Raw genomic sequence first — 19757 nt, 5'->3', positions numbered from 1 at the left:
GTGACGGACCCCGTGTCACCGGGATCGGGTCCAGTTCGACTGCTCGTGCTCGGCGCGGGAGGGCGCGGCGCGCACGCGTACGCCCAGTGGTGCCTGGAGCACCCCGAGGCGGCCCGGGTCGTCGCGGTCGCCGAGCCGGACGCGGAGCGCCGCGACGGCCTGGGTGACGCCCACGCCATCCCGGCGGCGCATCGGTTCACCGGCTGGCAGGAGGCGCTCTCGACCCGGGGCCCGTGGGACGCGGTCATCGTCGCGACGCCGGACCGCGACCACGTCGATCCCACCCTCCGCGCCCTCGAACTGGGCCACCACGTCCTGCTCGAGAAGCCCATCGCGCCGACCGCCGAGGACCTGCACCGGCTGACGGCCGCCGCGCGCGAGAGCGCAGGCACGGTCACCGTCGCCCACGTGCTGCGCTACACCCCGTTCTTCCAGACCCTGCGCCGCCTGCTCGACGAGGGCCGGATCGGCGAGTTGCAGGGCATCTCGCACATCGAGAACGTCGCGTACTGGCACTTCGCGCACAGCTACGTGCGCGGCAACTGGCACCGCGCCGACCAGTCGAGCCCGATGCTGCTGGCGAAGGCGTGCCACGACATCGACATCCTCCGGTGGCTGGTCGGGGCGCCCTGCACGACCGTCGCCTCGTTCGGCGAACGCCGCCACTTCCGGGCCGAGCACGCGCCGAAGGGGTCGACCGAGCGCTGCGTCGACGGCTGCGCCGTCGCGGACACCTGCCCGTACAACGCCGAACGCCTCTACGTCGACCAGCTCGCCGACGTCGACGGGCCGCCCGTCACGGTCGTCACCAACGACACGAGCGTGGCCGGCCGCCGGCGTGCCCTGCGGCTGACCGACTACGGTCGGTGCGTCTACCGGATGGACAACGACGTCGTCGACCACCAGACGGCGGCGCTGCGGTTCGGCAACGGCGTCACGGCGTCGCTGGTGGTCTCGGCGTTCACCGCGTGGAACACCCGGACGCTCACGCTGATGGGCAGCCACGGGCAGATCACCGCGGACATGCGCTCCGGACGGATCAGCCTGGCGACCTTCGCCGAGACCCCGCCCAACGTGGAGGGACGGCAGGCCGACGAGACGTTCCAGGTCGGCAGCGGCAGCCAGGGGGTCGTCGACGAGGTCATCGAGGCGTTCTCCGGGCACGGTGGCGGGGACGCCGGGCTGATGCTCGACTTCACCGGACGGGTCCGGAGCCGGCTGTCCGGCGAGGACGTCGAGGCGGCGCCGAGCTCGTTGGAGGAGAGCGTGGAGAGCCACTTCGTGGCCTTCGCCGCCGAACGGTCGCGGCTGAACCAGACCGTCGAGGAGCTGTGACAGGTGGACGAGGTTCGTGCTCTCGTGGCCCGCGTCGCCGGCACCGCCGACGACGTACGGGTGGAGCGTCTTCCCGCCGGCGATGACGCCGCCGTCGCCGGATACGAGTGCCGCGACGGCGTCCTGACGCTGCGCGGCTCGGATCCCGTCGCCGCGGCGTCCGCCTTCGGGCAGTACCTGAAGGCGTACGCCGGCCGGCAGGTGACCTGGGAACAGCCCCGGCTGGAACCCCGGCCGGAGCGCTGGCCGGACGCGCCCCCGACCCGACTGACCAGCCCCTTCCCGGTCCGCTACTACCTCAACGCCGTGACCTACGGCTACTCGACGGCGTTCTGGGACTGGGACCGCTGGCAGCAGGAGATCGACTGGATGGCGCTGCACGGCGTCACGCACCCGCTCATGCAGGTCGGTCACGAGGCGGTGCTGGCGGAGATGTTCCGGCGGGCCGGGCTCGACGCGGCCCGGATCGACGCGTGGATCGGCAGCGCGGCGCACTTCCCGTGGACGTTCATGGGCAACACCAACTCGTTCGGCGGGCCGCTGCCCGCGCGGTGGATCAGTCGCCACGTCGAGTTGGCGCAGCGGATCCTCGCCCGGCAACGCGCGCTGGGCATGACTCCGGTCCTGCCGGTCTTCGGGGGGCACGTGCCGCCGGAGCTCGCCGACCCGTCGGCCGGCGAGATCGAGTGGCAGGGCTGGCGTACCCCGATCCTCAGTCCCGACAGCGAGCGGTTCGCGGCGCTGACCGCCGAGTTCATGAGCGTCCAGCGGGAACTGTTCGGCACCGACCACCACTACGCGGCCGATCCGTTCATCGAGTCGGTGCCGCCGTCCGGCGAGCCCGACTACCTGGCGGCGGTCGGCCGGGCCGTCTACCGGGCGATGGCGGACAGCGACCCGGAGGCGACCTGGGTGCTCCAGGGCTGGCCCTTCCACTACCAGCGCGACTTCTGGCGGCCGGAGCGGGCCCGCGCGTTCCTCTCCGAGGTCCCGCAGGAGCGGCTCATCCTGCTGGACCTGTGGGGCGAGCACGCGCCCATGTGGCGCCGCGACGCCATGTTCGACCGGCGCTGGGTCTGGTGTGCGATCCACAACTTCGGCGGTCGCTTCGCGCTCTTCGGTGACCTGAGCGGGCTGCGCCGTGACGTCGAGGAGCTGAGGCGTACGCGGCCGACCCGGCTCGCGGGCATCGGGCTCGCGCCGGAGGCGATCGAGAACAACACCGTCTTCTACGAGCTGGCCACCGACCTGGCCTGGGACGTTCCGCAACTGGAGGACTGGCTGGGCTCGTTCGCGCGGCAGCGCTACGCGTCCGGGCACGACGACTTCGCCGAGGCCTGGCGGATCCTGGCCGACACGCTCTACGGGCCGGGCCGCACCCGGTCCATCCCGTCTCCCGTCATCGCCCGGCCGTGGTCGGCCGAGGCGCCGTTCGCCGCGCAGCGCCTGGCCGGCGAGTTCGTCCCGCAGAACGCGGAGCCGCAACGGCAGTCGGCGAACATCGACGCCGAGAACGACCCGATGGTGCTCGGCGCCCTGCCGCGGATCGCCGCCGCCGCGCGGCTGCTCCTCGCCCGCGCGTCGGCGGCGGGGGTCCCCGACCAGGTCGGGCGGGATGTCGTCGACCTGGTCGGTCACGTGCTGGCGCAGGGATCGCGGATCCACATCCGCGGCATGCTGGCGGCCTTCGCCGAGCGGGACGCGGACGGGATCCTGGAGCACTTCGGCCGGTTCCGGACGGACCTGCTCGACCTCGACGAACTCGCCGGTACGCGCGCCGAGTCGCGGGTCGGCCGGTGGATCGACGACGCCCGCGCTTGGGGCGGCTCGCCGGCCGAGGCCGACGTCATGGAGCGCGACGCCCGCAGTCTCGTCTCCGTCTGGGGACACCAGACGAGCGGGTTGCACGACTACTCCGGGCGGCACTGGGCCGGCCTCGTCCGGGACTACTACCTGCCCCGCTGGGAGCTGTGGGCGACCTGGTTGGCCCGGGCGGCGACGGCGGGGGAGGAGCCGGACGTCGACGTTCTCCGCGCCCGCGTCGTCGCGCACGAGGAGTCCTGGCGGGGGTCGGTCGGAGGCTGTCCGGCCGCGCCCGAGGGGGACACCCTCGGCGTGGCGGCGCGGATCCTCGGCCGGCTCGGACACTGACCGGCCGGGGCCGGCTGCCGGCGGGGACGGGCGTCCTCGCGGAAACAGCCCGGCCCGGCCGGTCGGTCCCCGGGACGGTGTCCGACCCGGTGGCCGGTGGGCGGGCCCCCACCGGCCACCGGGCCGGGGTCATTGGGCCGGCCGGGGAGTGAGGACGAAGGCCAGGACGGCGGCGACGACGGCGATGACGGCGCCGGTGGTGAAGCCGCGGGAGAAGCCGACGGTGCTGGTGCCCGCGATGCTCACCGCGGCCATGCTCGACACGACGGCGGCGCCGAGCGAGGCGCCGAACTCGTGGAAGGTGCTGACGATGCCGGACGCGAGGCCCGCCTCGTGCGGCGCGATCTGGCCGAGCGCGGTGGCGGACGCCACGACGAAGATGACGCCCGTGCCGGACGCGGCGACGCTCACGCCGACCACGAGCGCCACGGTCCCGTCGACGACGGCCGGGACCGCCATGCCCGCCGCCGCGACGAGCAGGCCCAGGCCGCCGAGGGTGCGCGCCCCAAGGCGACCGATGATGCGGCCGGCGGCGTTCGCGCCGAGCATGGTCGCGATCGCCACGGGCAGGAAGAGCAGCCCGGTGCGCAGGGCGCCGTAGCCCTGGTAGTCCTGGAGGTAGAACGTGCCCAGGAAGAAGACGGTGATCATCAGCGCGGTCGCGACGAGGATCAGCAGCGCACCGACCGCCACCGGCCGGCGGAGCAGGAGCCGTACGTCCATCAGCGGGCTCGCGGCGAGGCGCTGGCGGACGACGAACGCGACGTAGAGCAGGACGGAGGCCGCGAGCAGCGCCAGGATCAGGGGGCTGCCCCAGCCGATGTCGCCGGCCCGGATCAGCGCGTAGATCAGCGATCCGGTGGCCGCCGTCACCAGCACCGCGCCGGGCACGTCGAGTCGGGCCGTCGCACCGGTGGGCGTGTGGGAGGGAAGCTGCATCCGCAGGGCCAGCAGCAGGATGATCCCGACCGGCACGTTGACGAAGAACACCCAGGGCCAGCCCGGCCCGGCGGTGAGCAGGCCGCCGAGGAGGACGCCCAGGGCGGCACCGCCGCCGCCGAGCGCCGACCAGATGCCGAGCGCCTTGTTGCGCTCGTCGCCGTCGAAGATGGTGACGACGAGGGAGAGGGCGGCGGGGGAGAGGAGCGCGGCGGCGAGACCCTGCCCGACGCGACCGCCCAGCAGCATGGGGCCGCTGGTCGCCAGGCCCGCGACCAGGGACGCGACGCTGAACAGCAGGAGCCCCGCGAGGACGAGGCGTCGGGCGCCGAACAGGTCCGCGGCGCGGCCGCCGAGCAGCAGCAGGCCGCCGAAGGTGAGGGTGTATCCGCTCACCACCCACGTGAGGGCTTCCCGCTCCATTCCCAGGTCCGACCCCATGTGCGGCAGGGCGATCGCGACGACGGTGACGTCCAGGATCAGCATCAGCTGGGCGATGCCGACGAAGCCCAGGATCCGCCAGCGTTGTGGGTGCGGACTCTCCGGTGTGGGGGCTTCGGTTGCGGTCACAGGTTCTGCCATGGCTGCCAGGCTCCTCCGCTAAGTTGAACGGTAGTGTTCGGGTTACGGAGACACACTAACTCATGCAGGCCTGTTCGACTTAGGGGAAGTTCCATGACTCGCCCACTCGCCAAGCAGACCCGTCGGGCTGACGCCCAGCACAACGTGGAGAAGATCCTGGACGCGGCGGTGAACTGCCTGAGCCGCGACCCCGACGCCAGCGTGAGCGCGATCGCGCAGGCGGCGGGGGTGGGCCGGGTGACCCTCTACGGTCACTTCCCGTCGCGGGACGTCCTGGTCGAGGCCGCGCTGACCCGCGTGCTGACCGAGGGGGAGGAACTCCTGGCGGGCCTCGACCTGACCGGCGACCCCCGGGACGCGCTGCGCGTCCTGATCCGGTCGAGCTGGCTGCTGATCGCCCAGTCGAGCGCCGTCCTGGAGGCGGCGCAGGCGTCGTTGCCGCCCGGGCGTGTGCACGAGCTGCACGCCGAGCCCGCGCGGCGGGTCGACCAGCTGATCCGCCGAGGTCAGGACGAAGGGGCGTTCCGGGCCGACCTTCCGGCGAGCTGGCTGACCAGCGTCCTGCACCACCTCATGAAGGGTGCCGCCGCCGACGTGGCCACCGGGCAGCTGGACCGGGCGGAGGCCCCGCGACTCATCTCCGAGACGGTCCTCGCCGCCTACCGCGTCGACGGGTAGCGGCACCCGCCGGCGCGGGTCACCGCCGGGGCTCCACCCGGATGCCACCGGATTGCGAGAGGACGGCTCGATACTGCGGAGATGCGTGGGAAGGAGTGCGCGATGTCCGTAGCCGAGTCCGTAACGGTACTGCTCGCGGCACCGCGTGCGTTCTGCGCCGGTGTCGAACGTGCGATCGAGATCGTCGAGCGCGCGCTGGCCAGCCGGGGCAGCCCGGTGTACGTCCGGAAACAGATCGTCCACAACGCGCACGTCGTCGCCGACCTGGAGTCGCGTGGCGCCGTGTTCGTCGAGGAACTCGACGAGGTGCCCGTGGGCGCGACCGTGGTGTTCTCGGCGCACGGGGTGTCGCCCGTGGTGCGCGCCGAGGCCGCCCGGCTCGGCCTCGAGGTGTTCGACGCGACGTGCCCGCTGGTGGCGAAGGTGCACACGGAGGCGCGCCGGTACGCCGACCGTGGGGACACCGTGCTCCTCGTGGGGCACGCGGGGCACGAGGAGACCGAGGGCACCCTGGGCGAGGCGCCGGACCGGATGGTCCTCGTGCAGTCGCTGGAGGACGCGCGCACGGTCGCGGTGGCCGACCCGGACCGCGTGTCGTACCTGACCCAGACCACGCTCGCCGTGGACGAGACCGCCGAGGTGCTCGACGTGCTGCGCGAACGGTTCCCCGCGCTGCGCGGGCCGTCCTCGGCCGACATCTGCTACGCCTCGACCAACCGGCAGACGGCGTTGCGTGCGGTCGCCGAGGAGTCCGACCTCGTGCTGGTGGTCGGCTCGACGAATTCGGCGAACACGCAACGGCTCGTCGAGTTGTCCCGCCGCGCGGGCCGGCCGACCCACCTCATCGAGGACGCGGCGGGGATCCGGCCGGAGTGGTTGACGGGCGTCGCCACGGTCGGGGTCACCGCCGGCGCGTCCGCCCCGCCGCACCTGGTCTCGGGGGTGGTCGAGGCGCTGCGGGCACGCGGGCCGGTGACCGTGGTGGAACGTACGGTCACCCGCGAGACCATCGAATTCACCGTGCCGGGCGCCGTGCGCTCCCTCTGACGGTCACGCCGCCGCCTTTCTCGCGAGGTCGTCACATTGATCGAACAGGCCTGCGGCCATCGGTAGGGGAAGCTGCCGTGTTCCCGCCTGCCCCATGCGCGGGTAATTGCTCGCCACATCTGTCGGTAAGGCGTTGTTGAGGCCGGCAGACATTCATGTGCACGATTGTGTTGTGCGATACGAGGACGAGCAGTTGTCGCAGGTGGTCGGGACGCTCGCCGAGGTGGGCGCGCTGTCCGGGGAGGCCGTGGGTCGGCTCGTCGCCGACACGCTGGGAGCCGTGGTGGAGCCGGCCGTGCGGGTGCTCGTCGCCGCCGCGGAGGGGAACCCGCTGCTGCTGGCCGGGTTGCTCGACGGGGTGCGCGTCGAGGGCGTCGCCGCCGGGCCCGGGCGGGCACGGACGCCGGAGCGGGTCCAGGGCCTGGTCCGGGCCGCGCTGCACGGCGCGCCGACCGGATCCTGGCAGCTGCTGCGGGTGGCCGCCGTGCTCGGCCGGTCCTGCCGGTTGGCGGAGCTGGCGGCGATGACCGGGCGGAACACCGCCCAGATGCTGCCGGACCTGGACGCGCTGCTCGACGCCGGCCTGCTCGACTGGGCGGGCGACGAGCTCGCGTTCCGGCACGAACTGGTGTGGTGGGCGGTGCTCGACGCCCTGCCGCCCGCCGTGCGGCAGGCACTGCACGCCGACCGCGACCGCCTCCGCCGGCGGCGGGAGGTGACCGGTGCGCCCCGCGCCGCCGGGCCGGCGGCGGAGCCCGGAATGCCCGCCGACCTGCGGCGCAGGATCGGGCTGCGCTCCTCGGCCGTCGCCAGGGAACGCCGTCCCGACGGTGGCGGTGCGTGGGAGTCGTTCAGCGGCGTCGAGCGGGCCATCGCGCGGCTCGTCGCCGAGGGCATGACCAACCGGCAGATCGCGACCCGGGTCCGGCTGTCGCCGCACACGGTCAACTACCACCTGCGTGGCCTGTTCCGCCGGCTGGGCATCTCCTCGCGGGCGGAACTCGTCCGCCACGTGCCGGTCTCCTCCGCGGCGTAGGGGCCGTCCGGCCCTTCCCGATGCCGCCGCGACATCGCGATTTCCAACGCTGTGCGAGTCGAATTCGACGAAATTTCGATCATGTCGAAATGACTACCCTGATGAGTAGTGTCAATTCGTCCCGTGCTCATTCTGGTAGTCGGGGGAACCGCCTTCAGGCAGTAGTGTCCCCATTGCGAATTCGTTGGGTCAGCGGCAGGTAAATCCACGGGTACGACCGTGCTCACACCCGAGGGAAAACATGAACTTCCGTACGCAACCGCGTGTTCACGAACTCATCGCCGTCCGCGCGGCGGCGCAGCCCGACCGGACCGCGGTCGTGCAGGGCGACGCGCGCATCAGCTACGCGGACCTGGAGCGCCGGGCCGACGGCCTGGCCCGACGCCTCGTCGACGAGGGCGTCGGCGCCGACTCCGTGGTCATGGTCCACCTGGAACGCTCCGTCGACGCCATCGTCGGCCTGCTCGCCATCTGGAAGGCGGGCGCGGCCTACCTGCCCGTGGAACCGGGGCTGCCGGACAGCCGGGTCGAGGCGTTCGTGAAGGAGACCGGCTGTACGACCGTCATCACCCACGAGCGTGACGTGGCGCGGTTCGCCGGCCTGCCCGTCACGGCGCTCACCGCCACCGTTGCGGACGGCGTCGCGACCGCCCCGGCCGTGTCGGTGGGCGGCGGGGACGCCGCCTACGTCATCTACACGTCGGGCTCCACGGGTACGCCGAAGGGCGTGGTGGTGAACCACGACTCGCTGAGCTACCTGTGCGGGGAGCTGGCCGGCCGCTACGGCGTCACCCCCGACGACCGGGTGTTGCAGTTCGGCGCCCTCTCCTTCGACACCTCCATCGAGCAGATCACCGTCGCGCTGCTCGGCGGCGCGACGCTCGTGCTGCCCGAGCTGGCGTGGGCGCCCAGCGAGCTGCCGGAGCGCCTGCGGCACTACGGGATCACCGTGATGGACCTGACCCCCGCGTACTGGCGCCGCTTCCTCGCCGAGGTCGCCACGGGGGCCGGCGAGCTGCCGGTCCGGCTGGTGATCGTGGGCGGCGAGGCGGTCAACGCGCAGGACTGCCGTACGGCGCTGGAGCTGATGCCGGGGGTGCGGCTGGTCAACGCCTACGGGCTCACGGAGACCACGATCACCTCCTGCCTGATGGAGCTGACCGCCGACGTGCTGCCGGACCGTGGCGCCGCCCCGGTCGGCAGACCGCTGCCCGGCACCGCCGTGTACGTCCTCGACGAGCAGGGCCGGCCGGTCGCCCCCGGCGAACGCGGTGAGATCCACATCGGCGGTCGCGGCGTGGCGCGCGGCTACCTCACCGAGGACGTCGGGCGCTTCGTGGCGGACCCCTTCGCGTCCGAGCCCGGCGCGCGGATGTACCGGACCGGTGACCTGGGCGCCTGGACCGCCGCGGGCAACCTCGAGGTGATCGGGCGCATCGACCGGCAGGTCAAGATCCGTGGCTTCCGGGTGGAGCCCGGCGAGATCGAGGCGACGCTGGCCGCGCACGACGGCATCGACACGGTCGCCGTCACCACGTACGAGCACAACGGCCAGCGGCGCCTGGCCGCGTACCACACCGGCCCACGGCCGCTGGACGTCGCGGAGCTGCGCGAGTTCACCGGCCGCCACCTGCCCGACTACATGGTGCCGACGGCGTTCGTCGCCCTCGACGAGCTGCCGTTGAAGACCAACGGCAAGGTCGACCTGGCCGCGCTGCCGGTGCCGCAGGCCGCGACGGTCGGGCCGGACGGCGCGGACGACACCCCCGCCGACCTGGTGGAGCGCGGGATCGCCCGGCTCTGGGGGCAGGTGCTCGGCGTGCCCAGGGTGCTGCCGGACGACAACTTCTTCGCGCAGGGCGGCAACTCGATCCTCGCCGCCGAACTGCTCGCGAAGATCCGCGGCTCCTTCGGCGTGCTCATCACCCAGGTGCGTCCGCTGATCCGGCTGCTGCTGGAGGACGCGACGCCGCGCGGCCTGGCGCGGGCCGTGCGCGACGCCCGGGAGGGCACGCTCGCCGGCGACGACACCCGCAAGCGGGTGGACTTCGCCGCCGAGACGGAGCTGGACGTCCCGATCCGGCGCGACGTCTCCGACGAGCCGCGCTGGCAGGACCCCCGCCACGTGTTCCTCACCGGAGCCACCGGTTTCCTGGGCATCTACCTGCTGCGGGAGCTGCTGACCAGCACGGACGCGGTGGTGCACTGCCTCGTCCGCGCCGACGGGCCGGAGCAGGGCATGGCCCGCCTCCAGGCCAACGCGCGGCACTACTTCGGCGAGGACCTCGCCGGCCACCGGGCGGCGGGCCGGATCGTCGCCGTCCCCGGCGACCTCGCGGCACCCGGGCTCGGCCTCTCCGAGGCGACCTTCGACGAGCTGGCCCGCACGGTCGACGTCATCCACCACCCCGGCGGGACCGTCAACTTCATCTACCCGTACTCGCACATGCGGCCGGCGAACGTCGACGGCACCCGCGAGATCATCCGGATGGCCGCGCGGCACCGCAACGTCCCGGTCCACTACACGTCGACCATGGCGGTCGTCGCGGGCTTCGGCACCGCCGGGGTCCGGCACGTCGACGAGGACACCCCGCTGGCGTACGCCGACCACCTCTCCGTCGGGTACGTGGAGAGCAAGTGGGTGGCCGAGGCGCTGCTGCACCGGGCGGCGGAGCGGGGGCTGCCGGTGGCGATCTACCGGGCCGCGGACATCTCCGGCGACCGGGTCAACGGCGCGTGGAACACCGCCACCGAGATGTGCGCGATGAAGAAGTTCGTGGTGGACACCGGCACCGCCCCGATCGCGGAACTGCCGCTGGACTACACGCCGGTCGACGTGTTCGCCGCCGCCGTCGCGCACATCGCCAGGGCGTCCCGGCCCACCGGGGAGGTCTACCACCTCACCAACCCCGGGAAGGTCAACATCTCGGAGCTGGTCGAGCGCCTGCGGGCGCACGGGCACGACATCCGCGAGGTGCCGTGGGCCGACTGGCTCGACGAGATGGTGCGGGTCGCGGTCGAACAACCCGACCACCCGATGACGCCCTTCACGCCGCTGTTCATCGACCGCTGCGCGACGGGCCAGATGAGCGTCGCCGAGATGTACCTGGAGACGACGTTCCCGGTCTTCACCCGTACCAACGTGGAGGATGCGTTGCGCGGCAGCGGCATCGAGATCCCGACGGTGGACGCGGAGATGCTCGACCGCTACATCGGCTACCTCACCCGCACCGAGTTCCTGCGGGCCGCGTGATGGGCTGGGAGAGGATCGACCTCACCGACGCCCCCACCGAGGGTCCGGTCGCGTTCGGCGACGACCTGTCCGCGTCGGCGCTGCTCGACGCCTACCGGCACGGGCTGTTCCCGTTCCCGGCCGACACCGAGGAGCGGAAGATCGTCAGCGAGTTCACCTACGAGGCGGACGTCGCCGCCGGCCGGATCGCGGTGCTCGCCGGGAGCACAGACCCGTACGCCGTGGCCTGGTGCTCGCCCGACCCGCGCCCGTTGATCCAGGTCGACCAGGCACGCATCCAGCGCAGCCTGCGGCGACAGCTGCGCAACAAGGTCGAGTGGACGACGACGCTCGACGCCTGCTTCGACCGGGTGGTCCAGCACTGTCGCGTGGGCCGCGAGCCCCGGTGGCTGACCGACCGGCTCGTGTCGACCCTGCACGAACTGCACGCGGCGGGGCACGCCCACAGCGTCGAGGTGTGGGAGGGCGCCGAGCTGGTCGGCGGCACCTTCGGCGTACGGATCGGCGGCGTGTTCAGCGCCGACTCCCAGTTCGCCCTGCGTAGCGGCGCGGCGAAGGTCGCGGTCGCGTGCCTGGTGCGGCGCGTCGCGGACAGCGGCGGCGTGGCGGTCGACGTCCAGCACGACGGTGACCACGCGAAGCTCATCGGCGCGGTCCCGGTGCCCCGCTCCGAATACCTGGCACTGCTGCGCAAGCACGCCGACGAGTACTGCGCCATGTCCGTCGACCCGCTGCCCGCGCGCAGCCTGGCCGCCTGAACGCCGGAGGTGACACCCATGCGCGCGCTGACGCTCGCCGAGCGCCCGGACCTGCGGGACGGGATGCTCCACATGGAAGCCTCGTGGCCGGAGTACATCCCGCCCGAGCCGATGCTGATCGGCTGGGCCTTCGACCGGTACCCGGAGCACCAGATCGTCGTCGTCGACCCGGACGACACGGTGGTCGCCCGCGCGGCCAGCGTGCCGTTCGCGTGGGACGGCGACCCGGTGAGCCTGCCCGACACCGGCTGGGACGCGGCGCTCGAGATGAGCATGCTGGACACGTTCGCGGGCCGCGACCTCACCACGCTGTGCGCGCTGGAGGTGGCCGTGGTGCCGGGCATGCGGGCCCGCAACCTGTCCGGCGCCACCCTGGCGGCGGTCGCGGACAACGCCCGCCGGCACGGGTACCGCGACGTCGTCGTGCCGGTCCGGCCCAGCGGCAAGCACACCGAGCCGCACGTGCCGATGACCGGCTACGTGACCCGGACCCGCGACGACGGCCTGCCCGTCGACCCGTGGCTGCGCGTCCACGTCCGGGCGGGCGCGGAGATCCTCAAGGTCTGCCCGGCCTCCATGACGATCTCCGGCAGCCTCGCGCAGTGGCGCGCCTGGACCGGGCTGCCCTTCGACACCAGCGGACCGGTCGTCGTGCCGGGTGCCCTGACCCCGGTCGAGGTGAACGTCGACCACGACCACGCCGTCTACGTCGAACCCAACGTGTGGGTCCGACACCCCCTCGTGGAAAGGCACGCTTGATGACCAGCACCGTACCGGCCACGTCGGCCCCGAAGATCCGCAACCGCGCCGCGCTGATCGAGATCATCGGCGGCTACATGGCCTCGCAGGCGCTCGCGCTCGCCGCCGAGCTGAAGCTCGCCGACCACGTCCACGACGGCCGCACCACGAGCGCGCAGCTCGCCGAGGCGACGGGCACGCACGCGCCGTCGCTGCACCGGCTGCTGCGAACCCTCGTGGCCGTCGGCCTGCTGGCCGAGCCGACGCCGGGCGAGTTCCGGCTGACCGAGGTCGGGGAGCAGCTGCGCAGCGACTCGCCGGACTCGCTGTGGGCGTTCACCCGGTTCTTCACCAACCCCACGCTCTTCTCCTCGTGGCAGCAGGTGAGGCACACCGTCGAGACCGGCGAGTGCGCCTTCGACCACGTGCACGGCAAGAACATCTACGTGCACCTCGCCGAGCACCCCGAGCTGTCGACGCTGTTCAACGTGGCGATGGGACAGGAGTCGAGGGCGTCGGCCCGACTCGTCGCGGCCGGGTACGACTACTCCGGCGTGCGTACCGTCGTGGATGTCGGCGGCGGCGACGGGACGCTGCTCGCCGCGATCCTCGGCGCCCACCCGCACCTGGCCGGGGTGTGCTTCGACAGCGCGGCGGGCGTAGCCGAGGCCGCCGGGGTGCTGGCCGCGGCCGGGGTGTCCGACCGCTGCGAGATCGTGGCGGGCGACTTCTTCTCGTCCGTGCCGGGCGACGGCGAGCTGTACGTCATCAAGAGCGTCTTCCAGGACTGGGACGACGAGAACGCCCGGAAGCTGCTGAGCACGGTGCGCGCGCACATGCCCGCCGACGCGACGCTGCTCATCGTCGGGTCGGTGCTGCCGGACACCGCGGACACCGACAACCCGGTGATGTTCTACACGGACATCAACATGCTGGTGACCGCGGGCGGCCGGGAACGCACCGAGAGCGAGTTCCGGGCCCTGCTCGCCGAGACCGGCTTCACCGTCGAGTGGTGCGGCCACGGCGCCGCCGGCCCACTCTCCCTGATCAAGGCCGTGCCGGCGAACTGACCCGAGCAGGCCGGGGGCTTCCGGACCGGCCCTGACCCACGTCGAGGACGGACCACGTCCGCACCGCCCCGGGCGGGGCGGGCGTGGCCCGTCCGTGTCCCGATCCAGACCACCCGTCGACCGGGGAGGCAACGATGTCCAGACCGAGTTTCGGCAGCGAACTCCTGCGCGGCAAGCTGCGGGTCGACCTGCTCGACCCGCTGCCCGACGCCGGGCTCGACGCCGACGCCGAGGCGTTCCTCGCGCGACTGCGCGCGTTCTGCACGGACAAGGTGGACGGCCGGCTCATCGAGCGAGAGGACCGGATCCCCGACGAGGTGGTCGACGGCCTGCGCGACATCGGCGCGTTCGCGATCAAGCTCCCCCGCGAGTACGGCGGGCTCGGCCTGTCGGGGGTCTGCTACCACCGGGCGCTGATGATCGTCAGCACCGCCCACTCCTCGCTCGGTGAGCTGCTCGCCGCGCACCAGGCGATCGGCCTCATCCAGCCGTTGAGGCTGTTCGGCGACGACGCGCAGCGGCGCGAGCTGCTGCCGAGGTGCGTACGCGAGATCTCCGCCTTCGCCCTCACCGAGCCGGACATCGGCAACGACCCCTTCCGGATGCGGACCACCGCCACCCCCACCGACGACGGCGGCTACCGGCTCGACGGGGTGAAGCTGTGGACCACCAACGGCACCATCGCCGACCTGATCGTGGTGATGGCCCTGGTCCCACCGTCGGACCGTGGCCCGGGGGGCATGTCCGCGTTCGTGGTGGAGGCCGCCGCGCCGGGGGTGACGGTGGAGCACCGCAGCTCCTTCCTGGGCCTGCGCGGCCTGGAGAACGGCGTCGTCCGGCTGCACCGGGTCGTGGTGCCCGCGAGCCGCCGGATCGGGCCGGAGGGGCAGGGGCTCCAGGTGGCGCTCGCCGCGCAGGACACCGGCCGGCTGTCGATGCCCGCCGTGTGCGCCGCCGCCGCCAAGTGGAGTCTCAGGATCGCCCGCGAGTGGTCGGGCGTCCGCGTGCAGTGGGACCGGCCGATCGGCGAGCACGAGGCGGTGGCGGGCAAGATCGCCTACATCGCGGCGACCGCCTTCGCGCTGGAGGCCATGGTCGAGGTGTCCGGCCGGCACGCCGACGCCGGCCTGCTGGACACGCACACGGAGGCCGAGCTCGCCAAGCTGTTCGCGTCGGAGCAGGCGTGGCGGATCGCCGACGAGCTGATGCAGATCCGGGGCGGTCGCGGGTACGAGACCGCCGAGTCGGCCGCCGCGCGCGGCGAGCGTGGCGTCCCCGTCGAGCAACTGTTCCGGGACCTGCGCATCGGCCGGATCTTCGACGGCTCCAGCGAGGTGCTGCGGGTGTTCGTCGGGACCGACGCGCTGGCCGACGAGGAGCGTCCGGCCGACCGGTCCACGCCGTTCGTGCCGCCGCCCGGCTTCGGCGTGCTGGCCGGGCACCTGGCGTTCGTCGACGCGACGAGCGCCGAGCTGGCCGGACACCTCGCCGACGGAAGGGAACGGTGGGGCGAGGCGGTCGCCGAGCGGCAGCTGTTCCTCGGCCGCGTCGTGGACGTGGCCGCCGAGCTGTACGCGACGACCGCCTGCTGCGTGTACGCCAGGGCGCTCGGCGGCACGGCCGTCGAGCTGGCCGACGCGTTCTGCCGCCAGTCCCGTCAGCGGGTGGCCGAACTCTGCCGGCGGCTGTGGACGAACACCGACCACGACGATGTCGCGGTCGCCCGGCGGGTGCTGGGCGGCAGCTTCACCTGGTTGGAAGAGGGCGTGCTCGACGCGTCCATCGAGGGGCCGTGGATCGCCGAGCCCGCACCGGGGCCGGCGACCCGCCCGAACCTGCACCGCACGATTCGGAGGTGACCAGTGGACGAGCACGTGGCAGAGCTGGTGGCACAGGGCCGGCGATCCCTGGAGATGGCGCCCAACCGGTTCCTGGAGCAGTTGGAACGCGGTGAGGTGTCGACCGGCCGACTGCGCGCCCTGGCCGGCGAGCTGCACCACCTGGTGTCCAGCGACCGGAGCAGCTTCGCGTTCCTGGCGGCCCGCTTCCCCGAGCCGCTGTTCCTGGCGATGGCCGGCGCCGAAGAGGAGGCGTTGAGCCTGCTGCCGGCCTTCGCGGCGGCGGTGGGACTGGGGGAGAAGGAACTGCGGGCGCACGAGCCGCGACCGCTCGCCCAGGCGTACCCCGCCTTCATCGTCCGGACCGCCGTGTTCGGGCCGCGGTCGGCGATCCCGCTGGCGCTGCTGGTCAACGTCGAGGAGTCGGGCGGGTTCTACGCGCGGGTGGCCGATGCGCTCCAGGCCCGGTACGGGTTCCCGGACGAGGCGGTCGCCCACTTCCGCTACTTCGCGGAGACGCCGGACGAGGTGCTGGAGCAGGCGGCCGAGGTGGTGTCGACCGGCCTGGGGGCGGGCGACGACCCGGTGGAGGCCCTGCGCGCGGCGCGGATGGTGCACGCGTACGAGGCGGTGTTCTGGGCGACGATGGCCGGGTGACCCCGGGATCGGGGTGGATCCGCCTGGTCAGGGCAGGTCCACCTCGATCCGGCGGTCGATCCGGTCCTCCAGCCAGGTGCTCGTGTCGACGAGCCACACGCGGTCCACGGAGATCTGGTAGACGCGGTGCTCCGCCGGTGACAGCAGGGCCGACACGGGCAGCGTGTACTCCGCCCTGCTCGCCTCGTCCGGCAGCAGGGCGTCGTAGAAGGTCGCGTGGTGTGCGTGCACCTCGTCGGGGGTCAGCTCGCGGCAGGTGCCGGTGAACTGCGCGCCGTCGACCTCGGTGAGCCCGCCGCCGGCGACGAAGAGGGCCCCGCTCACCGTCGGGCGGGCCGCCACGTGCCGGCTGTGCCGGGACTGCGTCGCGGAGCCGAACAGCAAGCGCAGCGGGTCGGGCAGCCACGCGTACTGGAGCACCGCCGTCCACGGCCGTCGGTCGGGGGACACCGTGGACAGGGACAGGTACTTCGCGTCGGCGAGGACGCGGTGCAGACGGTCGACGAGGTCCATGGTTCAGCCCACCTCCGCGAGGGACGTCCCGGCGACGTACATGCTCAGCGCCCGTACTCGTAGAAGCCCCGGCCGCACTTCTTGCCGAGCATGCCGCCGGCCACCATGCGGGCGAGCAGCGGCGGCGGCGAGTAGTGCGGCTCCCGGAACTCCCGGTACAGCGACTCGCTGATCGCGGCCACGATGTCGAGCCCGATCAGGTCGACGAGACGCAGCGGGCCCATCGGGTGCGCGCAGCCGAGGGTCATCGCCTTGTCGATGTCGGTCACCGCTGCCATCCCGGACTCGAGCATCCGGACGGCGGAGAGCAGGTACGGGATCAGCAGTGCGTTGACCACGAAGCCGGCGCGGTCCTTGGCGCGGACGACCTGCTTGCCGAGCACGTCGGTGACGAACGAGTCGACCGTGTCGACGGTGCGGGCGTCGGTGCGCACCGAGCCGACGACCTCCACGAGCGGAAGCACCGGCGCCGGGTTGAAGAAGTGGATGCCCACCACCTTCTCGGGCCGGTCGGTGACGCCACCGAGCTTCACGATCGGCAGGGAGGACGTGTTCGAGCCGAGAATCGCGTCCTCGTCCTCGACGACCTTGTCGAGGGTGGCGAACACGTCGAGCTTGATCGACTCCTGCTCCGACGCGGCCTCGATCACCAACTGGCGGTCGGCGAAGTCGGTCAGGTCGGCGGTGAAGGAAACGCGGGCCAGTTCCGCGTCCCGGTCCGCCTCGCTCAGCTTGCCCCGGCTCACCGCCCGGTCGAGCGACGCGACGAGCCGCGCCCGGCCCGGCGCGACGGAAGCCGGTCGCGACACCGCGACGAGCACGTCGAGCCCGGCCCTGGCACACGTCTCGGCCACTCCGGCGCCCATGACCCCACAGCCGACGACGCCGATACGGCGAATGCTGTCCATGTTCTCTGCCTCCGCACACGCGTTCACGAAATGGTTTGCCGCGGAATTCGACGAGTAGGGCGGGATCGCCGCTGCCTGACGAGTGTCGTGAGAGAGACGATAGGGTGGTCCGCCAACCCGTCGCAATGATCTGCGCCTTTGTCCAGTCGGGTTCGTGGCGGATGCGAGAAAGTCGTTACTCGACAGTTGCCGATCGACCGTTACCTTTTTTTGCGTTCCCTCACAATCGTAGGAGGCGCACAATGATCGACTTCAGCGCTGCCCCCACCGCGGAGATCGACAGTCGCGGCGGCCGGTGCCTGTACGCGCAGATGGACGAGTTTCGTGCGGTGGGCCCGGCGGTGGCCGTCGAGCTGCCGGAGGGCATGTCGGCGTGGTCGATCACGCGCGGTGACGTGGTCCGGCTCCTGCTGACCCACCCCGGCGTTTCCCGCAACGTCAGGAAGAACGTGCCCAGCTACAGCCCCGGCGTCGTCAAGTGGCTGTCGCCGTGGGTGGACGTGGAGTCGATGTCCACCGCGGAGGGACGCGAGCACCAGCGCCTCCGGCAGCTCGTGGCGCCCGCGCTGACGCCGAAGCGGATCGACGCGATGCGCCCGCACCTGGAGGCCATCGCCGCGCGGCTGCTCGACGAGCTGGCGACCCGCCCGGCGGACGAGCCCGTCGACCTGCACAACGCGTACTCGCAGCAGTTGCCGACGAGGATGATCTGCGACCTGTTCGGCGTGCCGGACGACCTGCGGCCCGAGGTGCTGCGGATCCTGCGCGTGGTGCTGAACACCGACAACGTGCCGGAGGAGGAGTCGGCGGCGGTCTACACCGACATGAACGTCGCCATGCGTACGCTGATCGGGTTGAAGCGCCGCGAGCCGGCCGACGACCTCACGAGCTTCCTGCTGGCGGCGCGCGTGGAGGGCGAGGAGCCGCTCGGCGAGCAGGAACTGGTCGACATGCTGCTGCTGCTCATCGGCGGCGGCAGCCAGACGACCGTGTCGCTCATCGACCACACCGTACGCGAGCTGCTCGCCCACCCGGACCAGCTGGCGACCCTGCTGGCCGACCCGGGTCGCTGGCCGGAGGCGATCGAGGAGTCGCTGCGCGTGCACTGCCCGGTGGCGTCGTTGCCGATGCGCTGGGCGAAGGAGGACATCGACCTCGGCGAGGGGGTCGTCATCCGGGCGGGCGACGCCATCCTCATCAACTACCTGGCGCACGGCCGCGACCCGGCGGTGCACCAGGCCCCGGAGGTCTTCGACATCGAGCGGGGGAACAAGGACCACCTCGCGTTCGGGGCGGGCCCGCACTTCTGCCCCGGCGCCCGCCTGGCGCGGTTGGAGGCGGCCGTGGCGGTGCCGGCGCTGTTCGCGCGCTTCCCGCACCTCGCGCTGGCCGTGGCGCCGGAGGAGATCCGGGCGCTGCACTCCTTCATCGCGAACGACGTGGCGGCGCTGCCGGTGCTGCTGAACCACCGGTAGGCGGCGACCGCGGGCCCGGCCCGAAAGGCGGGTCGGGCGGCGGTGGGTCCGGGACCCTCGCGGCTGCCGCGGTCGCCGGTCGGCGTGCCCGCGTCCGCGCCACCGGGGGACGGCGCGGGCGGTACGGGAGGCGCGAGGCCCGCAGGGGCGCCGGCGGGTCGGGTCAGCCGACGAGTGCGGGGGTTTGGATGTTGGCGTCGTGTTCGAGGATGCGTTGGTGGAGTTCTTGGAGGCTTCGGCTGGGTTCGAGGCCGAGGTTGTCGATGAGTGTTTCGCGGGTGCGTCGGTAGACGCGGAGGGCGTCGACTTGGCGGCCGCTGCGGTAGAGGGCGAGCATGAATTGGTGGCAGAGGCGTTCGCGTAGGGGTTCGGTGGTGGTGAGTATTTCGAGTTGGGGGGTGATTTCGCGGTGTTTGCCGCAGGTGAGTTGGGCGTCGAGGTGGTCTTCGAGTGCGGTGAGTCGTTCGTCTTCGATGGCGGCGAGTTCTGACCAGTTGGTGCCGGTTTCGACGAGGTCGGCGAGGGCGCGTCCGCGCCAGAGGTTGAGTGCTTGTTGGAGGAGTTGGGCGCCGTGGTGGGGGTTGCCGGTGGTGGTGGCGTGGCGTCCTTCGCGGACGAGTTGGCGGAATTGGTAGAGGTCGATGGTGTCGGTGTTGATGCGGAGTTGGTAGCCGGGTGGGTGGGTGTGGAGTGTGGGGGTGGTGGTGGGGTCGGTGTCGGTGGTGAGGATGCGGCGGATGCCGGAGACGGCGTTTTGGATCATTTTGCGGGCGGTGGGG

Annotated in this window: 16 protein-coding genes; 12 read left to right on the top strand and 4 right to left on the bottom strand. The window is 72.4% G+C overall.

What is annotated here, in order from left to right; all coding sequences use genetic code 11:
- Nucleotides 1–1335: a Gfo/Idh/MocA family oxidoreductase gene (locus tag AB0D32_RS00080; protein WP_357082288.1), complete on the top strand. Its 1335-nt coding sequence runs from the start codon at nucleotides 1–3 to the stop codon at nucleotides 1333–1335.
- 3 nt (nucleotides 1336–1338) lie between these two features.
- Complete coding sequence (locus tag AB0D32_RS00075; protein ID WP_357082285.1) at nucleotides 1339–3486, top strand: alpha-N-acetylglucosaminidase TIM-barrel domain-containing protein; 2148 nt, start codon at nucleotides 1339–1341, stop codon at nucleotides 3484–3486.
- A 129-nt stretch (nucleotides 3487–3615) separates the two neighbouring features.
- Here the strand turns inward: AB0D32_RS00075 and AB0D32_RS00070 are convergent, their stop codons facing one another.
- Nucleotides 3616–5007: an MFS transporter gene (locus tag AB0D32_RS00070; protein WP_357082282.1), complete on the bottom strand. Its 1392-nt coding sequence runs from the start codon at nucleotides 5005–5007 to the stop codon at nucleotides 3616–3618.
- A 93-nt stretch (nucleotides 5008–5100) separates the two neighbouring features.
- Between AB0D32_RS00070 and AB0D32_RS00065 the strand changes: the two genes are divergently transcribed.
- From AB0D32_RS00065 to AB0D32_RS00025, 9 genes are all read left to right on the top strand, one after another.
- On the top strand, nucleotides 5101–5685 hold the full coding sequence (locus AB0D32_RS00065) for a TetR/AcrR family transcriptional regulator (protein WP_357082279.1): 585 nt from the start codon (nucleotides 5101–5103) through the stop codon (nucleotides 5683–5685).
- Nucleotides 5686–5787: 102 nt separating this feature from the next.
- Nucleotides 5788–6732, top strand: a complete 945-nt coding sequence (gene ispH, locus AB0D32_RS00060; protein WP_357082276.1) for a 4-hydroxy-3-methylbut-2-enyl diphosphate reductase — start codon at nucleotides 5788–5790, stop codon at nucleotides 6730–6732.
- A 172-nt stretch (nucleotides 6733–6904) separates the two neighbouring features.
- On the top strand, nucleotides 6905–7768 hold the full coding sequence (locus tag AB0D32_RS00055) for a helix-turn-helix transcriptional regulator (protein WP_357082273.1): 864 nt from the start codon (nucleotides 6905–6907) through the stop codon (nucleotides 7766–7768).
- Between the two features lie 241 nt (nucleotides 7769–8009).
- Nucleotides 8010–11021 carry an amino acid adenylation domain-containing protein gene (locus AB0D32_RS00050; RefSeq protein WP_357082270.1) on the top strand — a complete coding sequence of 1004 codons (3012 nt, stop codon included), beginning with the start codon at nucleotides 8010–8012 and terminating at the stop codon, nucleotides 11019–11021.
- Complete coding sequence (locus AB0D32_RS00045) at nucleotides 11021–11779, top strand: hypothetical protein (RefSeq protein WP_357082267.1); 759 nt, start codon at nucleotides 11021–11023, stop codon at nucleotides 11777–11779. Before AB0D32_RS00050 ends, AB0D32_RS00045 begins: the two co-directional genes overlap by 1 nt.
- An 18-nt stretch (nucleotides 11780–11797) precedes the next feature.
- Nucleotides 11798–12538, top strand: coding sequence for an N-acetyltransferase (locus AB0D32_RS00040; protein WP_357082264.1), 741 nt, complete (start codon nucleotides 11798–11800; stop codon nucleotides 12536–12538).
- Entirely contained in the window at nucleotides 12538–13587 is a 1050-nt protein-coding gene (locus AB0D32_RS00035; protein ID WP_357082261.1) for a methyltransferase, read from the top strand. Before AB0D32_RS00040 ends, AB0D32_RS00035 begins: the two co-directional genes overlap by 1 nt.
- A gap of 134 nt (nucleotides 13588–13721) precedes the next feature.
- Nucleotides 13722–15446 (top strand): acyl-CoA dehydrogenase family protein, encoded by a 1725-nt coding sequence (locus AB0D32_RS00030; RefSeq protein WP_357082258.1) that lies wholly within the window; start codon nucleotides 13722–13724, stop codon nucleotides 15444–15446.
- A gap of 3 nt (nucleotides 15447–15449) precedes the next feature.
- On the top strand, nucleotides 15450–16082 hold the full coding sequence (locus AB0D32_RS00025; RefSeq protein ID WP_357082255.1) for a hypothetical protein: 633 nt from the start codon (nucleotides 15450–15452) through the stop codon (nucleotides 16080–16082).
- A gap of 27 nt (nucleotides 16083–16109) precedes the next feature.
- Here AB0D32_RS00025 and AB0D32_RS00020 read toward each other — a convergent pair whose 3' ends face one another.
- Nucleotides 16110–16595: a pyridoxamine 5'-phosphate oxidase family protein gene (locus tag AB0D32_RS00020; RefSeq protein ID WP_357082252.1), complete on the bottom strand. Its 486-nt coding sequence runs from the start codon at nucleotides 16593–16595 to the stop codon at nucleotides 16110–16112.
- Between the two features lie 44 nt (nucleotides 16596–16639).
- Nucleotides 16640–17503, bottom strand: a complete 864-nt coding sequence (locus tag AB0D32_RS00015; protein WP_357082249.1) for a 3-hydroxybutyryl-CoA dehydrogenase — start codon at nucleotides 17501–17503, stop codon at nucleotides 16640–16642.
- A 242-nt stretch (nucleotides 17504–17745) separates the two neighbouring features.
- On the opposite strand from AB0D32_RS00015, the gene AB0D32_RS00010 reads away from it, so the two are divergent.
- Nucleotides 17746–18978 (top strand): cytochrome P450, encoded by a 1233-nt coding sequence (locus AB0D32_RS00010; RefSeq protein WP_357082246.1) that lies wholly within the window; start codon nucleotides 17746–17748, stop codon nucleotides 18976–18978.
- A 163-nt stretch (nucleotides 18979–19141) separates the two neighbouring features.
- Here AB0D32_RS00010 and AB0D32_RS00005 read toward each other — a convergent pair.
- On the bottom strand, nucleotides 19142–19757 hold a 616-nt coding region (locus AB0D32_RS00005; RefSeq protein ID WP_357082243.1), incomplete at its 5' end, for an AfsR/SARP family transcriptional regulator.

It is taken from the genome of Micromonospora sp. NPDC048170, from assembly GCF_040652795.1.
Taxonomy (GTDB): domain Bacteria; phylum Actinomycetota; class Actinomycetes; order Mycobacteriales; family Micromonosporaceae; genus Micromonospora.
The sequence above is the reverse complement of the archived record's forward strand: the minus strand, read 5'-3'. Positions and strand labels throughout refer to the sequence as shown.

Coding starts and splice junctions, on each gene's coding strand:
- AB0D32_RS00070 (WP_357082282.1), bottom strand. CDS start 5,007: ATGGCAGAACCTGTGACCGCAACCGAAGCCCCCACACCGGAGAGTCCG.
- AB0D32_RS00065 (WP_357082279.1), top strand. CDS start 5,101: ATGACTCGCCCACTCGCCAAGCAGACCCGTCGGGCTGACGCCCAGCAC.
- ispH (WP_357082276.1), top strand. CDS start 5,788: ATGTCCGTAGCCGAGTCCGTAACGGTACTGCTCGCGGCACCGCGTGCG.
- AB0D32_RS00050 (WP_357082270.1), top strand. CDS start 8,010: ATGAACTTCCGTACGCAACCGCGTGTTCACGAACTCATCGCCGTCCGC.
- AB0D32_RS00045 (WP_357082267.1), top strand. CDS start 11,021: ATGGGCTGGGAGAGGATCGACCTCACCGACGCCCCCACCGAGGGTCCG.
- AB0D32_RS00040 (WP_357082264.1), top strand. CDS start 11,798: ATGCGCGCGCTGACGCTCGCCGAGCGCCCGGACCTGCGGGACGGGATG.
- AB0D32_RS00035 (WP_357082261.1), top strand. CDS start 12,538: ATGACCAGCACCGTACCGGCCACGTCGGCCCCGAAGATCCGCAACCGC.
- AB0D32_RS00030 (WP_357082258.1), top strand. CDS start 13,722: ATGTCCAGACCGAGTTTCGGCAGCGAACTCCTGCGCGGCAAGCTGCGG.
- AB0D32_RS00020 (WP_357082252.1), bottom strand. CDS start 16,595: ATGGACCTCGTCGACCGTCTGCACCGCGTCCTCGCCGACGCGAAGTAC.
- AB0D32_RS00015 (WP_357082249.1), bottom strand. CDS start 17,503: ATGGACAGCATTCGCCGTATCGGCGTCGTCGGCTGTGGGGTCATGGGC.
- AB0D32_RS00010 (WP_357082246.1), top strand. CDS start 17,746: ATGATCGACTTCAGCGCTGCCCCCACCGCGGAGATCGACAGTCGCGGC.